This window comes from Streptomyces herbicida, from assembly GCF_032656585.1.
Lineage (GTDB): Bacteria > Actinomycetota > Actinomycetes > Streptomycetales > Streptomycetaceae > Streptomyces > Streptomyces herbicida.
Genome location: NZ_JAUYWJ010000041.1, coordinates 41,206 through 56,368, shown reverse-complemented (window position 1 = coordinate 56,368; position 15,163 = coordinate 41,206). Strand labels below are relative to the sequence as shown.

General features: G+C 71.4%; 13 protein-coding genes and 1 pseudogene. 4 read left to right on the top strand and 10 right to left on the bottom strand.

Features of this window, described 5'->3' with window-relative positions:
- Window positions 1-178: helix-turn-helix domain-containing protein (locus tag Q8A52_RS46295; protein ID WP_316764210.1), on the bottom strand; the 178-nt coding region annotated here is incomplete at its 3' end.
- Between the two features lie 27 nt (window positions 179-205).
- On the opposite strand from Q8A52_RS46295, the gene Q8A52_RS46290 reads away from it, so the two are divergent.
- Together Q8A52_RS46290 and Q8A52_RS46285 are read left to right on the top strand one after the other, a co-directional pair.
- On the top strand, window positions 206-706 hold the full coding sequence (locus Q8A52_RS46290) for a Tn3 family transposase (protein ID WP_316764203.1): 501 nt from the start codon (window positions 206-208) through the stop codon (window positions 704-706).
- Window positions 707-1,055: 349 nt separating this feature from the next.
- Window positions 1,056-2,210: an NAD(P)-binding domain-containing protein gene (locus tag Q8A52_RS46285; RefSeq protein ID WP_316764200.1), complete on the top strand. Its 1,155-nt coding sequence runs from the start codon at window positions 1,056-1,058 to the stop codon at window positions 2,208-2,210.
- 398 nt (window positions 2,211-2,608) lie between these two features.
- Here the strand turns inward: Q8A52_RS46285 and Q8A52_RS46280 are convergent, their stop codons facing one another.
- Window positions 2,609-3,382, bottom strand: coding sequence for an enoyl-CoA hydratase-related protein (locus tag Q8A52_RS46280; RefSeq protein ID WP_316764198.1), 774 nt, complete (start codon window positions 3,380-3,382; stop codon window positions 2,609-2,611).
- Between Q8A52_RS46280 and Q8A52_RS49385 the strand changes: the two are divergent.
- Window positions 3,317-4,343: pseudogene (locus tag Q8A52_RS49385) on the top strand (SpvB/TcaC N-terminal domain-containing protein). The gene Q8A52_RS46280 and the pseudogene Q8A52_RS49385 sit on opposite strands and share 66 nt — an antisense overlap.
- On the opposite strand, the gene Q8A52_RS46275 reads toward Q8A52_RS49385, so the two are convergent.
- Window positions 4,315-4,596: a dTMP kinase gene (locus Q8A52_RS46275; protein ID WP_316764209.1), complete on the bottom strand. Its 282-nt coding sequence runs from the start codon at window positions 4,594-4,596 to the stop codon at window positions 4,315-4,317. The pseudogene Q8A52_RS49385 and the gene Q8A52_RS46275 overlap by 29 nt on opposite strands.
- On the opposite strand from Q8A52_RS46275, the gene Q8A52_RS46270 reads away from it, so the two are divergent.
- Window positions 4,561-4,722, top strand: a complete 162-nt coding sequence (locus tag Q8A52_RS46270) for a hypothetical protein (protein WP_316764212.1) — start codon at window positions 4,561-4,563, stop codon at window positions 4,720-4,722. The genes Q8A52_RS46275 and Q8A52_RS46270 overlap by 36 nt on opposite strands.
- Window positions 4,723-4,743: 21 nt before the next feature.
- Here the strand turns inward: Q8A52_RS46270 and Q8A52_RS46265 are convergent, their stop codons facing one another.
- From Q8A52_RS46265 to Q8A52_RS46235, 7 genes are all read right to left on the bottom strand, one after another.
- Complete coding sequence (locus Q8A52_RS46265; protein ID WP_316764195.1) at window positions 4,744-6,561, bottom strand: serine/threonine-protein kinase; 1,818 nt, start codon at window positions 6,559-6,561, stop codon at window positions 4,744-4,746.
- Between the two features lie 3 nt (window positions 6,562-6,564).
- Window positions 6,565-8,580, bottom strand: coding sequence for a vWA domain-containing protein (locus Q8A52_RS46260; protein ID WP_316764192.1), 2,016 nt, complete (start codon window positions 8,578-8,580; stop codon window positions 6,565-6,567).
- A complete protein-coding gene (locus Q8A52_RS46255) occupies window positions 8,577-9,884 on the bottom strand; it encodes a hypothetical protein (protein WP_316764190.1) in 1,308 nt (435 codons plus the stop codon). Before Q8A52_RS46255 ends, Q8A52_RS46260 begins: the two co-directional genes overlap by 4 nt.
- Entirely contained in the window at window positions 9,881-11,266 is a 1,386-nt protein-coding gene (locus tag Q8A52_RS46250) for a hypothetical protein (RefSeq protein WP_316764187.1), read from the bottom strand. The genes Q8A52_RS46255 and Q8A52_RS46250 overlap by 4 nt, the downstream gene beginning before the upstream one ends.
- A gap of 99 nt (window positions 11,267-11,365) precedes the next feature.
- Window positions 11,366-12,457, bottom strand: a complete 1,092-nt coding sequence (locus Q8A52_RS46245; RefSeq protein ID WP_316764185.1) for an FHA domain-containing protein — start codon at window positions 12,455-12,457, stop codon at window positions 11,366-11,368.
- A 75-nt stretch (window positions 12,458-12,532) separates the two neighbouring features.
- Window positions 12,533-13,594 (bottom strand): hypothetical protein, encoded by a 1,062-nt coding sequence (locus Q8A52_RS46240; RefSeq protein ID WP_316764182.1) that lies wholly within the window; start codon window positions 13,592-13,594, stop codon window positions 12,533-12,535.
- A gap of 374 nt (window positions 13,595-13,968) precedes the next feature.
- Window positions 13,969-15,084 (bottom strand): methyltransferase domain-containing protein, encoded by a 1,116-nt coding sequence (locus tag Q8A52_RS46235; protein WP_316764179.1) that lies wholly within the window; start codon window positions 15,082-15,084, stop codon window positions 13,969-13,971.
- Between the last annotated feature and the right edge of the window lie 79 nt (window positions 15,085-15,163).

The following is a 15,163-nucleotide window of genomic DNA, read 5'->3' as shown; positions in this document are numbered from 1 at the left end:
GGGTGATGCGAAGCCGGGACAGCTCTGCCGATTTCACGTACGGCAGGCCTGCAGCGTGGGCTTCTTTGCGGTCGCGCAGGCAGTCGTTCCACACCACGCGGGCACAGCCGAACGCACTGGCCAGCGCGCGGCGCTGGGAGGCGTCCGGGTAGGCCCGGTAGTTGTAGCGGAGCTGCACACCCAAGATCCAACGACGGTTGGTCTCATGGTCTATACCGGCTCGCTGCGAGCGCAGCTGAGCGAGGCCTTGGCCGAGCTCGATGCGGTCCTGCCGGAACTGGACTGGGTGGAGATCAAAAGCGCAAAGGCCGATGTGATCAAGTCCACCGCCCCGGAGGCCCAGGAGGAGCCGCGCAACCTGCGCCGGGTCAAAGCCGAGGTCGCCCACCGCCGGAACAGGGTGCCGCTGATCGACATGCTCAAGGAGGCCGCGCTGCGCGCCGGCTGCCTGAAGGCGGTCGCCTCGGTGACTGGCGGACGGCAGGACCTGACGCCCGAGGTACTGGCTGAGCGGCTGATGCCAGCCGTCTACGTGCATGGGACGAACGCGGGGACCAAGGTGGTGGCGGGCGGCGACCACGGACACAGCGAGGAGGAGAACCGCCACGCTCGCCGCCGCTGCCTGACGGCGGAGACGGCCCGGCAGATCGCGATCGAGATCGCGCCGCCGATCAACGGCATCGGATGCGAACCCGGCACCCGGTGACACAGTCGTTGTGCTCACCAAAGAGGGAGAACCCCCTGGCCACGGGGCCAGTGACTCAGCGCGGCTCAGAGAAACGCGCGGGATGGAGCACATTCCCGGGTGGTACGGGACACCGGGCTGCTGATCAGCCCGTCACGGTCTCGTCGGATGCCGGTCCGCGACGGCCGTGATGCTCGCGCGCGCCGTGTGCGGTGCAATGGCGGGAGGGAACGGAGTGTCTCGGCCGGGGCGGACCCTGCCGGGTCTGCAGAGGACAGGCCCGGGGCTGAGGGCCATGAGGTGTCCTGGGTCGGCCGCGTCACACGCACCCGCCGGTGTTCGCGGATGTGCAGGCCGGAAGGGAGCTGACATGGACGAAACTCTCTCCACCAATGTGCTCGTCGTTGGTGCGGGACCGTTCGGACTCTCAGCGGCCGCCCTCGCCCGCGATTACGGCATTGACGCGCAGGTGGTCGGGCGGCCGATGGGTTTTTGGCATGAGCACATGCCTGACGGGATGCTGTTGCGCTCGGGGGTCGACTGGCATCTGGACGCCGCGGGAGTGCACACACTTCGGGCCTACCTGGAAGAGCAGGGGCTGACCGGTGACGAGGTCCTCCCCGTCCCCGTGGAACTGTTTCGTGAGTACGGCGAGTGGTTCCGCCGCGTCAAGCAGGTGCCGGTACGGCCCGGACTGGTGCAACACATCGCGCGCCGGGAGACGGGGTTCGAAGCGGAACTCGCCGATGGCGGACGGGTGCGTGCCGAGGTCGTGGTCGCCGCTCCTGGTGTCTGCTATTTCCGGCAGTTGCCTGCGTGGGCGGCCGGTGTGCCGGCCCGTCGAGCGGCCCATAGCTGTGACCTGGTCCGTTTCGACGACCTGGCGGGCCGACGTGTGCTGATCGTCGGAGGTCGGCAGAGCGCATACGAGTGGGCGGCCTTGCTGGCCGAGCACGATGCCGAACACGTCGACATCGTCCACCGCCATCCCGTTCCGCGTTTCGAGCCGGTGAGCTGGGCGTTCTTCGACGACTACATCGACAGCACCCTGCAGGTCACCGGGTGGTGGCGTCGGCTGGCGGCCACGGAGCGGGAGGCGATCGTCATGCGGTGCTGGCGGGCCGGACGGGCGACTCTGGAACCGTGGCTGCCTGCCCGGCTGGACCCCGCGGTGGTGCAGGTGTGGCCGGACACCGATGTCGTCCGCGTCGGCGGAGGTGCGACCGGTGACACCGTGCATGTCACGCTGTCCAACTCAGACACTCTGACAGCTGATCAGGTGGTGTTCGCCACCGGGTATGCACCCGATCTGGCGCGGGTCCCCTACCTGGCCGGTCTGCTGGAGCAGATCGCCACCCGCAACGGGTTCCCGGTATTGGACGAGAACTTCCAGACCACCGTTCCCGGCCTCTATCTCACCGGCTTCGCAGCCGCACAGGACTTTGGCCCGTTTCTGGGTTTCGTCAAAGCCGCGCCGGCTGCGGCGGCCATCCTCCTGCGGCACTTGCAGGCCCGCTGGGCCTGACGAGAAGACCCGACCCGCTCAAGAGCGCTCCGCGGTGCCCCAGCCGCCGGCGCCCACGACCGCCCCCGGCTTCGGCGGCATGAGCGGGCGGCGCAGCGTGCCGCAGGGCAGCAGTGGCCGCTGGCGGTGGCGTCCAACCGGCCACTGACAGGCGCAGCCGCGCGTCCCTTTTTTTCCGACCCGGACGGGGTGCGCCGGTCGATTGCCCCGTCGGCCGCGCCCGGCATCGCGGCCCGCCGGCAGCAGGGTGCACCTTCTCCCCGGACTGGCAGCCGGCACGTGCCGGCGTATCCGCTGGGCATGCCGAGCATGGCATCTGCGGTGTCCGCGTCCCTTCCTGCCCGTGTCCAGAGCACCTCTCCGGCAGCCGAACTGCGTGTCGTCGGCCGACATTGGTGCTATTCGGGCCAGTGGGGTGGGCGTTTATCGAGGAAGGAGGCGATGCCTTCACGGGCTGCCGGGGTCTGGGAGGAATCGGCCATGACCTGGCAAGCGATGTCGTAGGCGTCTGCTTCAGGGCGGTCCAGTTGCGCATACAGGGTGCGTTTGCCCAGTGCCTTGCTGGCCGCGCTGCCGCGGGTGGCGCGGGTGAGGAGTTCCTCGACCGCTGTGTCCAGCTCGCTGTCGGGTACGACTTGGTTGATCAGTCCCCAGTCCAGGGCGGTGCGGGCGTCGATCACGTCACCGGTCAGGGCCATCTCCATGAGCCGTTTGCGTCCGATGGAGCGGGCCACCGGCACGGCAGGGGTGTGGCAGAACCAGCCCCCCTTGCCGCCGGGCAGGGCGAACCCGGCACGGTCACCTGCCACGGCCAGGTCGCAGGACGCCACGAGCTGACACCCGGCGGCCGTGGCCAGCCCCTGCACGCGGGCCACCACGACCTGGGGGACGGACTCGACCAGCTGCATCACGTTGGTGCACAACTGCAGCAGCTCGCGGGCGCCCTTAACGTCCATTGCCAGCACGTCAGCGAAGTCGTGCCCGGAACTGAACACCGGTCCCGTGGCCGCCAGCACGATCCCCGTGGCTCGGGAGCCGGCCACCTCGGTCAGGGATTTGTGCAGCTCTCGCAGCATCTCCCAGCTCAGGGCGTTCCTGCGCTCGGGATGATTCATGGTGACCCAGGTGAAATCGCCTTGAGGGGACACGATCACCCGCTCACACGTGCTCATGATCTCAGCCTACGCTCCCTACCGGGCCGCTGCCGACGAGGGCTCACCTCCTCAAAGAGCACGCCACCGGTGACTACACCGTCGCCGACCTCGCCGAGCTGTACCCCGTCAGCCGGGGGACGGTGTACCGGGTCCTGGAACGCACACGCGAGGCGTCCTGCCTCCCGCTGCCGACCGTTCCCACCAGGGCTGACCCCTGGGTCCATCGGGAATTGGGCCTGTCGAACGAGCGTCTGGGCTGCTTGTGCCGTTACTGCTGGAGCACCTGTGGTCTGGCGTGGTGGGGCGGGGCGTTCGGGACAGACTCATGAGGTCGAGGAATTTTCTGATAAGGGCGGAATTGATCAGCAGCTGGCCGCCATACTGGCCCTGCCTTGGGTCATATCGGGGGACAGGGGCGATGTTGGCGTGCGCGGGACTGGCTCCGGTGGTGAGGGTGCCGGGGGCCTGGCCGGTCTCTCGGTTCCGCCGGCGGTGACACTGCCCAAGGGTGGCGGTGCGGTGCGCGGCATCGGGGAGAAGTTCGCCGCCAACTCCGCCAACGGCACGGGGACGTTGTCCGTCCCAGTCGTCACCAGCCCGGGGCGGTCCGACTTCGGTCCCCGGCTGGAACTGTCGTACGACTCCGGCATCGGCAACGGCCCCTTCGATCACCCGCAAGACCGACCTCGGTCTGCCGCGCTACCACGACGGCGACGAGTCCGATGTCTTCCTGTTCTTTGGAGCCGAGGACCTGGTGCCGCTTCTCGACGCCGACGGCGACCGCCTCGAAGCACTTCCATCGAGGCGGCCCCTGGTCTGCATTGTGATGATCTCACTCGCGATGGTGCGCGCGAGGCTTTCCGAATCGGTGGCGGTCGTGTCCAGGTCGAGGACGCGGGCGCCGCGGTCAGTGAGGAACGTAGCGGCTTCGGCGAAAAGTGCGAACTCGGTCAAGCTGCCGCCGGGTAGCCGCTCGTAGCGGCTGTGCGGGCCGCGCCGGGCAAGCCGGTCCGCGATGACGTCCGGGTGTGCAGTGAGGAACACCGAAAGGTCCGGCAGTCCGGCGTGCCGATTGAGCTCCCACACCGCGTCACGGGGAGACCGTCGATGACCTGGAGTACCAGCGACGAGGCGATGTACCGGTCGCACACGACGACGTTGCCGCGCTGCAACGCCGGCCGTATCTCCTGCGCCAGGTGGTGGTACCGGTCCGCCGCGACGAGGCACGCCATCGCCATGCCCTGGTACAGGTCCGTGCCGTGTCGGGCGACAGAACCGAGCGCCGAGACCTCCTGGCCCGGTTCACCGACGCCTGCCCCGAGACGGCCCACCTTGCCTACCGGATCGCACTGCTGTGACGGGCTGTCGGTCTGGACAGATCACACGAGAACTGCGTGACGGTCCCAGCCGTTGCGCGTGACCTTCTCGAACCACAGACGTGCCGTACCGTCCACCACGGCCGCAACACACAACCGCCAGCCGGGCCCCTCCGCGACGCGCACCCGTGTCGCGGAGGCGGAGTCCTTCAGGAGGTGCCATTCCGAACCTCCGGCGCCATGGGTGAGCACTCGAATGCCTGCAGGGCCGGCGAGGGCCAGCGTCGGTCCGCCGCGGTGGCCGACGGCCGTCACGTCCTGGACGCCGTTCATGTCCGGGAGCGTTTCGAGCTCCCAGATCCCGGTGTCCTGTTCGGCGCGCACGGGCTGTCCGTCCCGGCGGGTGAGCACGGCCTCCAGATGCCCCCACCGGTTCAGTGCGAGTGAGCCCCGGTTCGTCAGGCCGACCGGGACGGTCTCCCGTACGGGATCCAGGCCAGGGTGCAGTCGCAGACACACCAGGGCACCACTGTCCTCGACCAGCACTCCGACGCTGCCGTCGATGTCATGGGCCGCCGCGAGCACCCGACTCGCCGAGGAGCCGGTCACCGGGCGGATGTCCAGCTCACCGCCCTCCGCCGGGCAGTGCACCGCGTACAACGCCCTGTCGTGCGCGGTCCACACGACGACATCCCCCGACGCGGAGCGGGTGACGGCGATTCCTTCAGCATCGTCGCAGGCCTTGCTCCAGCCGGTGGCCGTGCCGATGTGCAGGGTCCCGACCACATCCAGGGCGGCGATCACCGGCTGTCCCGTACCCGTGCGGCGGGTGGCCACCTCACGCAGTGAACGGGGAGCGTCGGCGAAGGGCGGCAGGAGCGTGTCCGGGGTGCCCCGGCCGGGACCGGGCACCCGCAGGTACTCCAAGCCCGCCACGCCGCCCGCGACGACGACCAGACCGTCGCCGCCGTCGGCGAGCACGTCCACGCAGCAGTGCCGTGCGGGACGCCCGCCCGCTTGCAGCAACTCCGCGAGTCTCCTCGCCCACGGCAGCAGGCGCGGCCGGTCAGCCGGGTGGTCTGAGAGTGGCCGGGCAGCGTGGGCGGCGACCTCCACCGAGAAACCCGCCTGCAGCAGCTCGTTCCGGAACTGCGCGTCGGCCCCGCCTCCTGCGCTTGGCAGTGCGGTCGGCCTGCCGAGCAGCGCGGTCCGGGCCACCGCGCCGATCGCGTAGCGTTCGCCCTCGACGGTGAGGAGGTACATGTCCAGCTCCCGTTCCGGTGCGACGTGTCCGGGGGAGTAGACGAGGGTCTGCCGCCGCCGTCCCGCCTGGTGCAGGAAGGTGAGGTCGATCAGCTGGATCGAGCCGTCCTGGCCCACCATGACATTGCGTGCCGAGACGTCCCCGTGCACCCAGCCGCTGTCGTGTATCCGGTCCACGATGGAGCACAGCTGCACAAGAACGTCCGCGGCTGCCAGGGGATCGGGGCCGCGGGCCGCCCATTCGCGCAGTTCGCAGCCGTCGAACCAGCGGGACACCAGGTAGGAGCAGAGGGTCTTCGTGGCGGCGCCGGGCGGGTGCGGCGCTGGTCCCACCAGGACGAGGGGCGCGATCAGGCCGCCGATCGCCAGACGGTTCGCGTCATGGACGCAGTCCTCCCAGCGGGACTGCCAGCGCCGCAGGTCGTCGTCGTCCTTGTGCGCGGTGAGAACCTTCACCATCCACCACGACACCTGGCCGTTCCGGTCGACGCGACGGGCCCGCCAGCACTCGCCTTCCGCGCTCGCCACCCCGATGCGGTGCTCCAACGTGTACTGATCGGGGTTCTCCCGGCTCCCCACGCGCATGCCGGGCTCGTTGGGCGTCCTCTGCACGTGCACGTCTCACTCCCTCAGACGGAAGGTGAGCCCGGTCGAGACGGACATCCCTCCCGCCCCCGCCCCCGCCCCCACGCCCGCGGTGCCGAGCGCCGCCTGCACGTCGTACGGGTCCTCGTCGACGGGCACCTGCCGGTTCGGCAGTCCGCCACCGGCCGGCACCGGGTCCGGGACGGCCGCCGGAACGGCCTCCAACGCCGCGGTCAGGGACTCCAGTAGCTCCGCGAGCAGGTCGCAGCGGCCCACCACCCAGGCCGTGTCCGGTCCCGGACCGGTGGCCGTGACACGGTCGAACTCCTGCGCGAGCCCGGTCAGGAATCGCTCCGTCTCGTGCAGATGAGGCCGCACCGCTACGGGCACGGCGGCGCCGTCGGGCCGTTGGCTCGGCAGCGCCCGTCCGACGGTGCGGACGAACGCGCGCGGGTCGGGCACGCCGTGCTCGCCCTCCAGGCCGCGGTCGATGGCGTCCCGCACCCGCATCAGGTCCAGCAGCGGGGTGCGCAGCGCGGTCTGCGCCGCCTCCGCGCAGCGACTGGCGGCCAGGGACAGCCGCTCGCGGGCCGCCTCCCGGCCGGGACCCTCGTCCGGGGGCGGCGGGTGTCCGGTGGTGTGCGCGAGCCGGTCCCGCCACTCCTTGAGCGCCTCCGCGGTCGCGGCGGGCAGTCCGGCGCTCCGGGCCCGGGTCACCTGGACGCGCCGGGTCATGCCGGCGCCGAGGCCGGAGAAGTACTCGTCGAGCACCTCGGAGCCGCCGACGGCCGCCGGGTCGCCTCCTCCGACCTTGACCAGTTCGGCGAGCAGCGCGTGGTCGGGACGCAGCGAGACGTGGTCCTGCACCTGGGCGCCGGTCAGCCAGTCCTGGTACAGCTGCGGGGTGCTGATGCCGATGGCGTGCAGCCGGATGCCTGTGTCGGCGTGCAGGTGCTCCATGAGGCTGACCGGCTCCTCGGTGGCCATCAGTACCTCGCCCGAGCCCTGCTCGCCCTTGGGCGTCCAGTGCGCGCCGTCGCTGACCAGCACGATCAGCTTCTCGTTGCCCGGCTTGTGGTGGTGGTAGAGCAGGTTGGCGGCCTCGTGCAGCGCGTTGCCGATGTCGGTGCCCGCGTTCTGGGCCTTGAGCACGCCGAGGGCGTTGCGGAACAGGTCGGCCTCCGCGGGGGTGCCCGCGTCGATCTGGGCCATGCCGCCGCCCGGCGGGAAGATCTGGCGGGTGTGGTGGGTGAACTCCAGCAGTGCGATCCGCGACACCCGGCCTCCCGCCTGGAGACGCACCTCCAGCAGATGGCGCAACGCCTCCTGCAACGCGCGCATCCGGCTCAGACCGCCCCGTGACGCGCGGGTGCGCGAGCCGATCAGACCGCGCCAGCGCGAGGTAGTGGCGGTCGCGGCCGCGTACTCGGCGAACGGGACGATGTCCTCGCACTTCATCGAGCCACTGCAGTCCGCCAGGACCACGATGTCGACACCGCTGCGGGCGCCGGGCACGAACAGGTCGACCGCGGTGCGTTCCTCGATGGTGACGATCACCTCGCGCCGTCCGCCGGCGTCGAACTGCCGTACGCGATACGGCACCGAGTCCGTCCGGAGCCACATCTCCTGGTCGTCGGCGGGCACCCACAACGCCCGGCCCGCCAGCCCGGCCGACGCCAGCTCCCGGCCGGCTTCCTCCAGGGAACGCTCGGTGGGCGACTCCAGCTGCACCGAGCGCGCCGCCACCACCGGTGCGGCCTCCATCCGCCACGCGCCGGGATCGACGGCGTCGAAGTCCGTCGCCCTGGCCAGGTCCTCGGGCACCGCGAGCAGCCCCGACGGCACGTCAGCCAGGGGTACGACCTCGACGGCCACGGCCGTGGCGTCGTACCCGGCACCCACGCTCAGGACCCGGTACCGCTCTCCTGCGGACGGCCCGACGGCACGCTCCCACTCCGCCCCGCACACCCCGACCCGGGTCCCGGTGAGGACTCCGCCCGCCGGTACTACCACGCCCCGGGTGAGTCGCGGATCCGTCGTCGTCCCCCTCATCGTCGGCTCCGATCGCCCTCGAACCTCACGTCCACGCCCAGTGCCTGCCGGTATCGGGCCACATGCGCGCCTTTGCCGCCGATGAACCGCCCGCGCAGGTGTTGTGGCAGATCGACGAAGAGCAGGCCCTGACGCTCCGTCACGCCGTCGCGTGTGCGCGGGGCCTTGTACTCCACGAACCGCAGGGCGTCCGCGATCTCCGCTCGGCCCGCCTCCTGTTCGCGCACCAGTGCGCGCAGCCGTTCGAACAATCGGCGGCCCTCCGACGCGGTGTCGCCGAGCCGGGCGAGCTCGCGCTGCCAGTCGGGCTCCGCCCGGCGCACCTGCTCCGCCAGCCGGCGGGCGGTGTTGCCGCGACCTGAGTCGTCGGCGAGCCGCCGCAGCAGGGCGTGTATCCCGCGATAGTCCACGGCGAGTTCGCGGTGGCCGGTGTTGCGCAGGTTGTGTCCCAGCAGCGCCAGCGACACCCGGGCGCCGCCCCGCCGCCGTACGGCAGTGGCCACGATCTGCCGTACCAGTTCGGGCGCGGGGGCGGTGCGCGGGGTCCGGTGGTGGTCCTGGCACAGGCCCAGACCGACCTTCTCGTGGCCGAAGACCTGCCAGCGGTGGACGTGCCGGGAGCAGACCTGCCGGCCGCAGGGCTTGCCCGCGGGGTCCGCCCAGTCGCACCGGACCTGGCCCGCGCCACGGCAGCCCGCCTGCTCACAGACGGGGAACTGGCGCCGGTGACAGGCCGGGCAGTAGTCCAGGTCCGGGTCGGCGGGATGGGGATGGCGGTGCGCGTCGCACCAGGCCGTCGCCGCTGCGCAGCCGGGCCCCGCGCAGCGGAATGACGCCGGTCGCCGGCACTCCGCGCAGGACGGGTGATGGGCCGTGCAGGTGGCGGTCAGGGCCCCGTCCAGGAGGACCACATGGTCGTCGCACAGGCGCGAGGGCGCTTGCTGCTTCTCGCACGGCTCGCAGGTGAAGGCCCCGTACGCGGCGTGCCCGCCTCCGGCGCAGACCGCGCAGGCCGTGCGGGTGAGATCCGGGCGTTCGCGTACGGCGACGATGTCGAAGCAGGTGTCCTCGCGGACGAGCGTGACGCCCGCGGCGCAGCGCAGGACCTCCAGGACGATGTCCCCGGTGGGCGACTCCCACCGGAAGGGGACGCCGGTCCGCAGCGGGCGCCCCAGCAGGGTCGGCTCCAGCTGCCGCCACAACTCGCCGTGGGCCTGGGCGCTGGTCAGGCCGAGATCGGCCTCCCGCAGGTCGAGGACGACCTCCACGTCCCCCGTGGGGATCCGGGGCGGTGCGATGGTCACTGCTGCTTCCCTCCCCGTGTCGGTCTCTGGTCGCGGCGGCCGTCCGGTGCCGCGTCCGGCGTCCTGTCGGCCGGCCGTCGGCGCCGGTTCGAGTGCGGCCCGTTCCCGCGGCGCGGTCCGGCCCGGCCCGGCTCGTCCGGCCCACGGCGTTCCCGTAGCGGTTCGCCTGTGCTGAGGGCCTGGCCCCAGGCCTGGAGCATGAGGGCGGCGCTTCCGGGGTGGCTGCCGACGATCATCGGCAGCAGCGGGCCTCCCGGCCGGGTGTCCGTGAGGCCCGCGCGGAGAGTGTCGGACAGCGGACGGCCGCCGGTGTCACACCGCAGCAGGTCCTGCCCGCTCGGCGGCCGGGTGCGGCCCGGCAGGTCGACCAGACTCAGCAGCGGCGCGAGCTCTTCGGCGGTCGCGTCCAGTTTGGCGAACTCCGGCACCAGGTCGGCGAGGAGGGCCCGAGCGGCCTGCCGGGCGGGGCGGCGCCGCTCGGAGCGATCTCTCGGCTGACCGCTCCGCCGTTGCTCGTTCCGGCCCGCGCCCGGCTTCGGACCGCGGTCCTCGACGAAAGCGGCACGCAGTCCCTCGGTGACCGCGCGGGCGCGGTTGTCGTCCAGCAGGTCCTGCCGGACGAACTCGGACCGGTGGCCCTTCCTGGCCTGCCTGCGGGCCCGCAGGGCGAGTGCGTCGAGCAGCAGCACGTGCGCGCGGACCTCGGCGAGCGTGGTCTGCGCGTCGAGGCAGCGGACCAGCACGGTGCCGTCGTCCTTGACCGGCGCCACGTCCATGCGGTCCAGGTCGCCGATGCCGTCCCGTCGGCGCAACTCGGCGCGCACCCGCTCCAGATGGCGTTCCGTCACCGGACCGATGTTCCGGGCCGCCAGATGCTCTCCGGAGTCCGCGAGCCACCGGGAGCCGACGCGGTCCCTGCGCCCGCCGCGGGAGAAGGAACCGCGGCCGGCGAGCGCGATCAACGCGGGGGAGTGCCGGCGCAACAGCCCGTACAGCAGCTCCCGTTCCACCGGATCGATCGTCTCCAGCCAGTACAGGTCGCCGTCCGAGGGCACCGCGGCCCCGTCCAGCGAGACGCCCGGCACGGTCAGGACACCGCCGGCCCTGCGCGCCGCGTCGGCCACGACGTCGATCGCGCCCGCCAGCACGCCGAATCCGTCGGCACGCGCGCCCCGGGTGCCCCACCACGCGGGCGGCGTCACCAGCTGAAGCAACGCCGGATGACGGCGGCCGGGCAGCAACCGCAGCCTGCCGGACCCCAGTTCGGGGAGCCCGCCGCGCTCGACGGCCGCCACCACCGCGTCCCGATCGGCACCCTGCACCGCCAGTCCCTTGGCCAGCGCCTGCCGTGCCGCTCCCACCCTCGTCAGACTCACCAACACGCACAGCACCCTAGCCACGGAAGCGGATGTGAGGGACGAAGTCTGCATATTTCAGAATTAATCTCCTGAATAGGGATATGCTCCGGCCGGGTGTGGGCGTCACTCCAGTACGGTCCTCGCGCCGCCCTCCTCACCGAAGACGGGTGTCACCAGATGGTGGGTGTGCCGACGGCCGGACAGCCTGAGAGCCACCGTTTCGGCGAGGACCACCTGGTCCAGGCCCTCGAGGCGCACCGGCTCGCCCGGTGCCAGCGGACGGGGACGCCCCAGCGCGTCGTGCTCCCACCGCCGTACCACCGTGCCGTGCGAGGACCCCAGATCCCTGACCGACACCGCCAGAGCGGCATCCGCCTCGATCAGAAGGTGCTTGCGGCTGACCCGGGCCACCGAGGCGCGGTGCTCGGCGCCGATGCCGTCGAGGTTGATCCCCTGGGCGAGGGCCCCGCGACCGATCTCCAGGCAACTGTCGGCCTCCAGCGGGAAACGCAGGATCACCGCGTCCTCCTCGGCGCGGTCGAGACGCTCGATCAGCACCTCACGTGTGGGCCGGCGGTCGCCCACCCTCACCAGCGGACGACCGCAGCGTTCCTCGGGGCACACGGGCTGCCCCGTCCGCACGTCCAGCTGCGGCCACAGCCGGATGCCGTCGGGCCACAACTGGGCGATCGGGCAGCGGGAGTCGCACCGCCACACCGAGCGCAGAATGTCCTTGCGGCGCGTCAGCCCGATGCGGACCAGCTCCTTGTCCTCCTCCGCCCGCGACTTGGCCTGGCCCGACACCGGCACGATGCCGCTGGGGACGAAGCGCAGTCCGTCCCCGTCCCGGCGCCAGCTGTGGAAGCGCTCGGGCCGCTCCTCGATCCAGCGGTGGGCCCGCCGCAGATCCACGAACCGATCCCGGCTGATGACATGGAGGTCGCGCTCCCGCGCGAGGGAGAGCAGCACCGGATCGGCCTGGCGTACGACCCGCAGGACCCCGCGGCGGCGTCGGCGCTCGAACTCGTCGCGCTGTTCCTCGGGTATCTGGTGGAACAGGGACTGGTCGGCGACCGCCACGAGCACGGTCCCGTCCCCGTGCAGCGTGCGCCACGCCTCGGTGACGCGGTCCAGCCGAGGCAGGAAGGGAAGTTTCGAGACCGGTCCGATCTCCTGGGACCAGCAGACGTTCGAGACGTCGACAACAGCGTGCATGTCAGGTACCTACGCCAGTCCGGAGTGGGGGACAGGGGATGAGGGTGAGGCCGCGCGGACACGTGACCCTCACCTTCAGGGCCGCCCGGGCGGACGGCCGATCCACGGGAAACGCCGCCGGATCCGCCGTACCGGAGCGTCCGCCATGGGCCCCGGGCACTGCGATGCGGTGTACGCCGACGGATCCTGGGCCGCGCCCGCGCCTTCCGGGGCCCACGGTCCGGGCCCGTCCCCCATCGCAGGACGGGGAGCGGCACGACCCGGCCGGCGCAGCGGCCGTCGGCGCCCGGAGTTCCGGTACGACACCGGAGTCCGGTGCCGAAGGCCCCCGGACGTGGCGCGGACCGCCTTGTGGACCTGGCGCCAGGTCTTGAAGGGGCAATGGCCCAGCATTCTGCTGCAGTCGGTCAGGGGCACGTCTCTCGGCCGGCGCACGTTCACCCACCTGGTGTCCCCGCTCCACCCCGCGTTCCAGGCGCCGTCCAGCACGGCCACGGAGGCGCCGGGAGTCTCGCTCGGCCGCCAGTCGAACCACAGGACGCGAGCCTGTTCCTCATCGCGGTCGATCACCAGACAGGGCCGGCGTCTGCGTTCACCGCTCTTCGCGGTCTGCTCGAACAACCAGATCTCGCCAGGACTTGGGAAGCGCCGCCCGACGGGGTGCATCCCAGCGGCCCACCGGGGCGGCGGCGCCGGGCTCACCTTGCGGACGACGAGGAAGAACACCACCGCCACCAGCATGACCGCCAGCGTTTGAGCCTCCGACACCAAGGTCCAGACACCGTCGGTGTCCCCCTTGGCCATGCGCAGCGCGGGCGGCTCGATCCGCGACCTCACCCACAGGGCCACCACGACGGACAGGGAGACCAACCCCGCGGACTGGGCGAGCAGCACCCACGGCCGCACCCGCCCACGGTGGCCGGCGCGCCACGTCACGAGGGCCGCCACGAGCAGGGCCAGAGCGACCAGCAGCCAGGGAGCGGCGAACGGCGTGCGGACCGCGGGCGACTGAGCGGCGAGCAGCGCAGGCACGGTCACCGGCGCGGCGAGCAGGTACCCCACTGGGACCCAGACATTGAGCAGCACCAGCCCAAGACACCCCAGCCCCGCACACGATGCCGTGTCGTCATGACTCATCCGATATCCCCCGACAGGTCCGAACGCGAGTCGTGACCCTACCGACCAACTTCCACGCGCGAGGGCCCCTTTCTGTGGTTGTGCGAGCGCGTTACGAACAGGAACGCCCCGGTGCCGTACAGGAGCGTTCCTGACCGGTATTGATTGAATGCATGCGGATGTTGCCGTCGACCGCCGGACGTTTTCCTGAGGGAACTCGTCTCCAACGCCTCCAGCCTGCTCGACAAGCTGTGCCCGGCCAAGCTGAGACGACGGCCTCGACGCCGACGCGTGCGGCCTGACGGTAGAGCGCCCAGGACAGCTGCTCGGCGAAGGCGGTGACCACGAACATCGGGGACTGGGCAAGCGTCAATCGCCTCGCGTCGTGGGATCGTTCAGGCCACGAGCAGGCGCAGCCCCAGCTCTGCCGCGTCGAGGGCGACGAGGTCCCGGTTGCGTTCGGCCCACCGGCCCGAGGAAAGGTCGTCGCGGAGGCTGTCCACTGCCCGCTGCTCGGCCTGCGTGCCGACTCTGGTCCACACCGATACCGCGCGGCGCACACCTTCGTCCAGGTACGCCTCTGGCCGGCGCCAGTAGGCCTCGAAGAAGCCGTCAGCGCAGTCCCACGGGATGAGCACCGGCTCCGCGCGGCCCCCGATCGCGCGTGTCATGTCAGCCAGTGAAGGCCAGTCGACGAGAAGGTCAGCGAACTCAGGCAGGTAGTCGCGGGTGAGCCAGAACCGCTGAAGCCAGCCCGTCGAACTGGCGTCGTACGTGAACACCACCACGCGGCGGGCCACCCGCCGCATCTCGCGCAGCCCAGCAACCGGGTCCGGCCAGTGATGAACGGTGCTGACCGCCATCGCAGCGTCGAAGGACTGGTCAGCGAACGGCAGGCGCTCCGCACTGGCGGCCACGCACGGCGCCGCACCCGCGGGACGCTGCGCCCGCATCACCGCTGACGGTTCCACTGCCGTGACCGCGCGGTCCGGGGGCTCGTAGGAGCCGGTGCCGGCCCCGATGTTCAGTACTGTCCGGGCGTCCCCGAGCGCATCCCAGATCCTCGCGGCGATCCGCGGCTCGGTGCGCCGCGTCGCCGGGTAGGCGGACCCGATGGATTCGTACAATTGCGCCCCGAACACTTTCAGTTGATCCTCCGGCGTCGTCTTGATCCCCATTGCTCGTGCCTCCAGTTCCTTGTCGATGGCCATCACCATGGCGGCAGCGCGGTCGCGCTGTTCCTGCAGCAGGCCGCGCAGCCGGCGCAGGTGCGCGACCGCGTCGGTGGCCGGGTCGTCCACCAGATCTGCGATCTCGCGCAATCCGAAGCCCAGCCGCCTGTAGCCGAGCACCTCCCGCAGCCGCTCCACGTCGCCCGCGGAGTACGCCCGGTACCCGACCGCGGTCCGCGCGGACGGTCGCACGAGGCCAATGTCGTCGTAGTGATGCAGCGTGCGGACGCTCACGCCGGCCAGCTCGGCCACGCGTCCCACGGTCAGGTGTTCCTCCATGCGACCGACCATGCGGCATGACGCCACGTGAGGGTCAAGCGCTTCGCTCCTGGTCCCGCGCGTGGCTCCACGGCCGCGC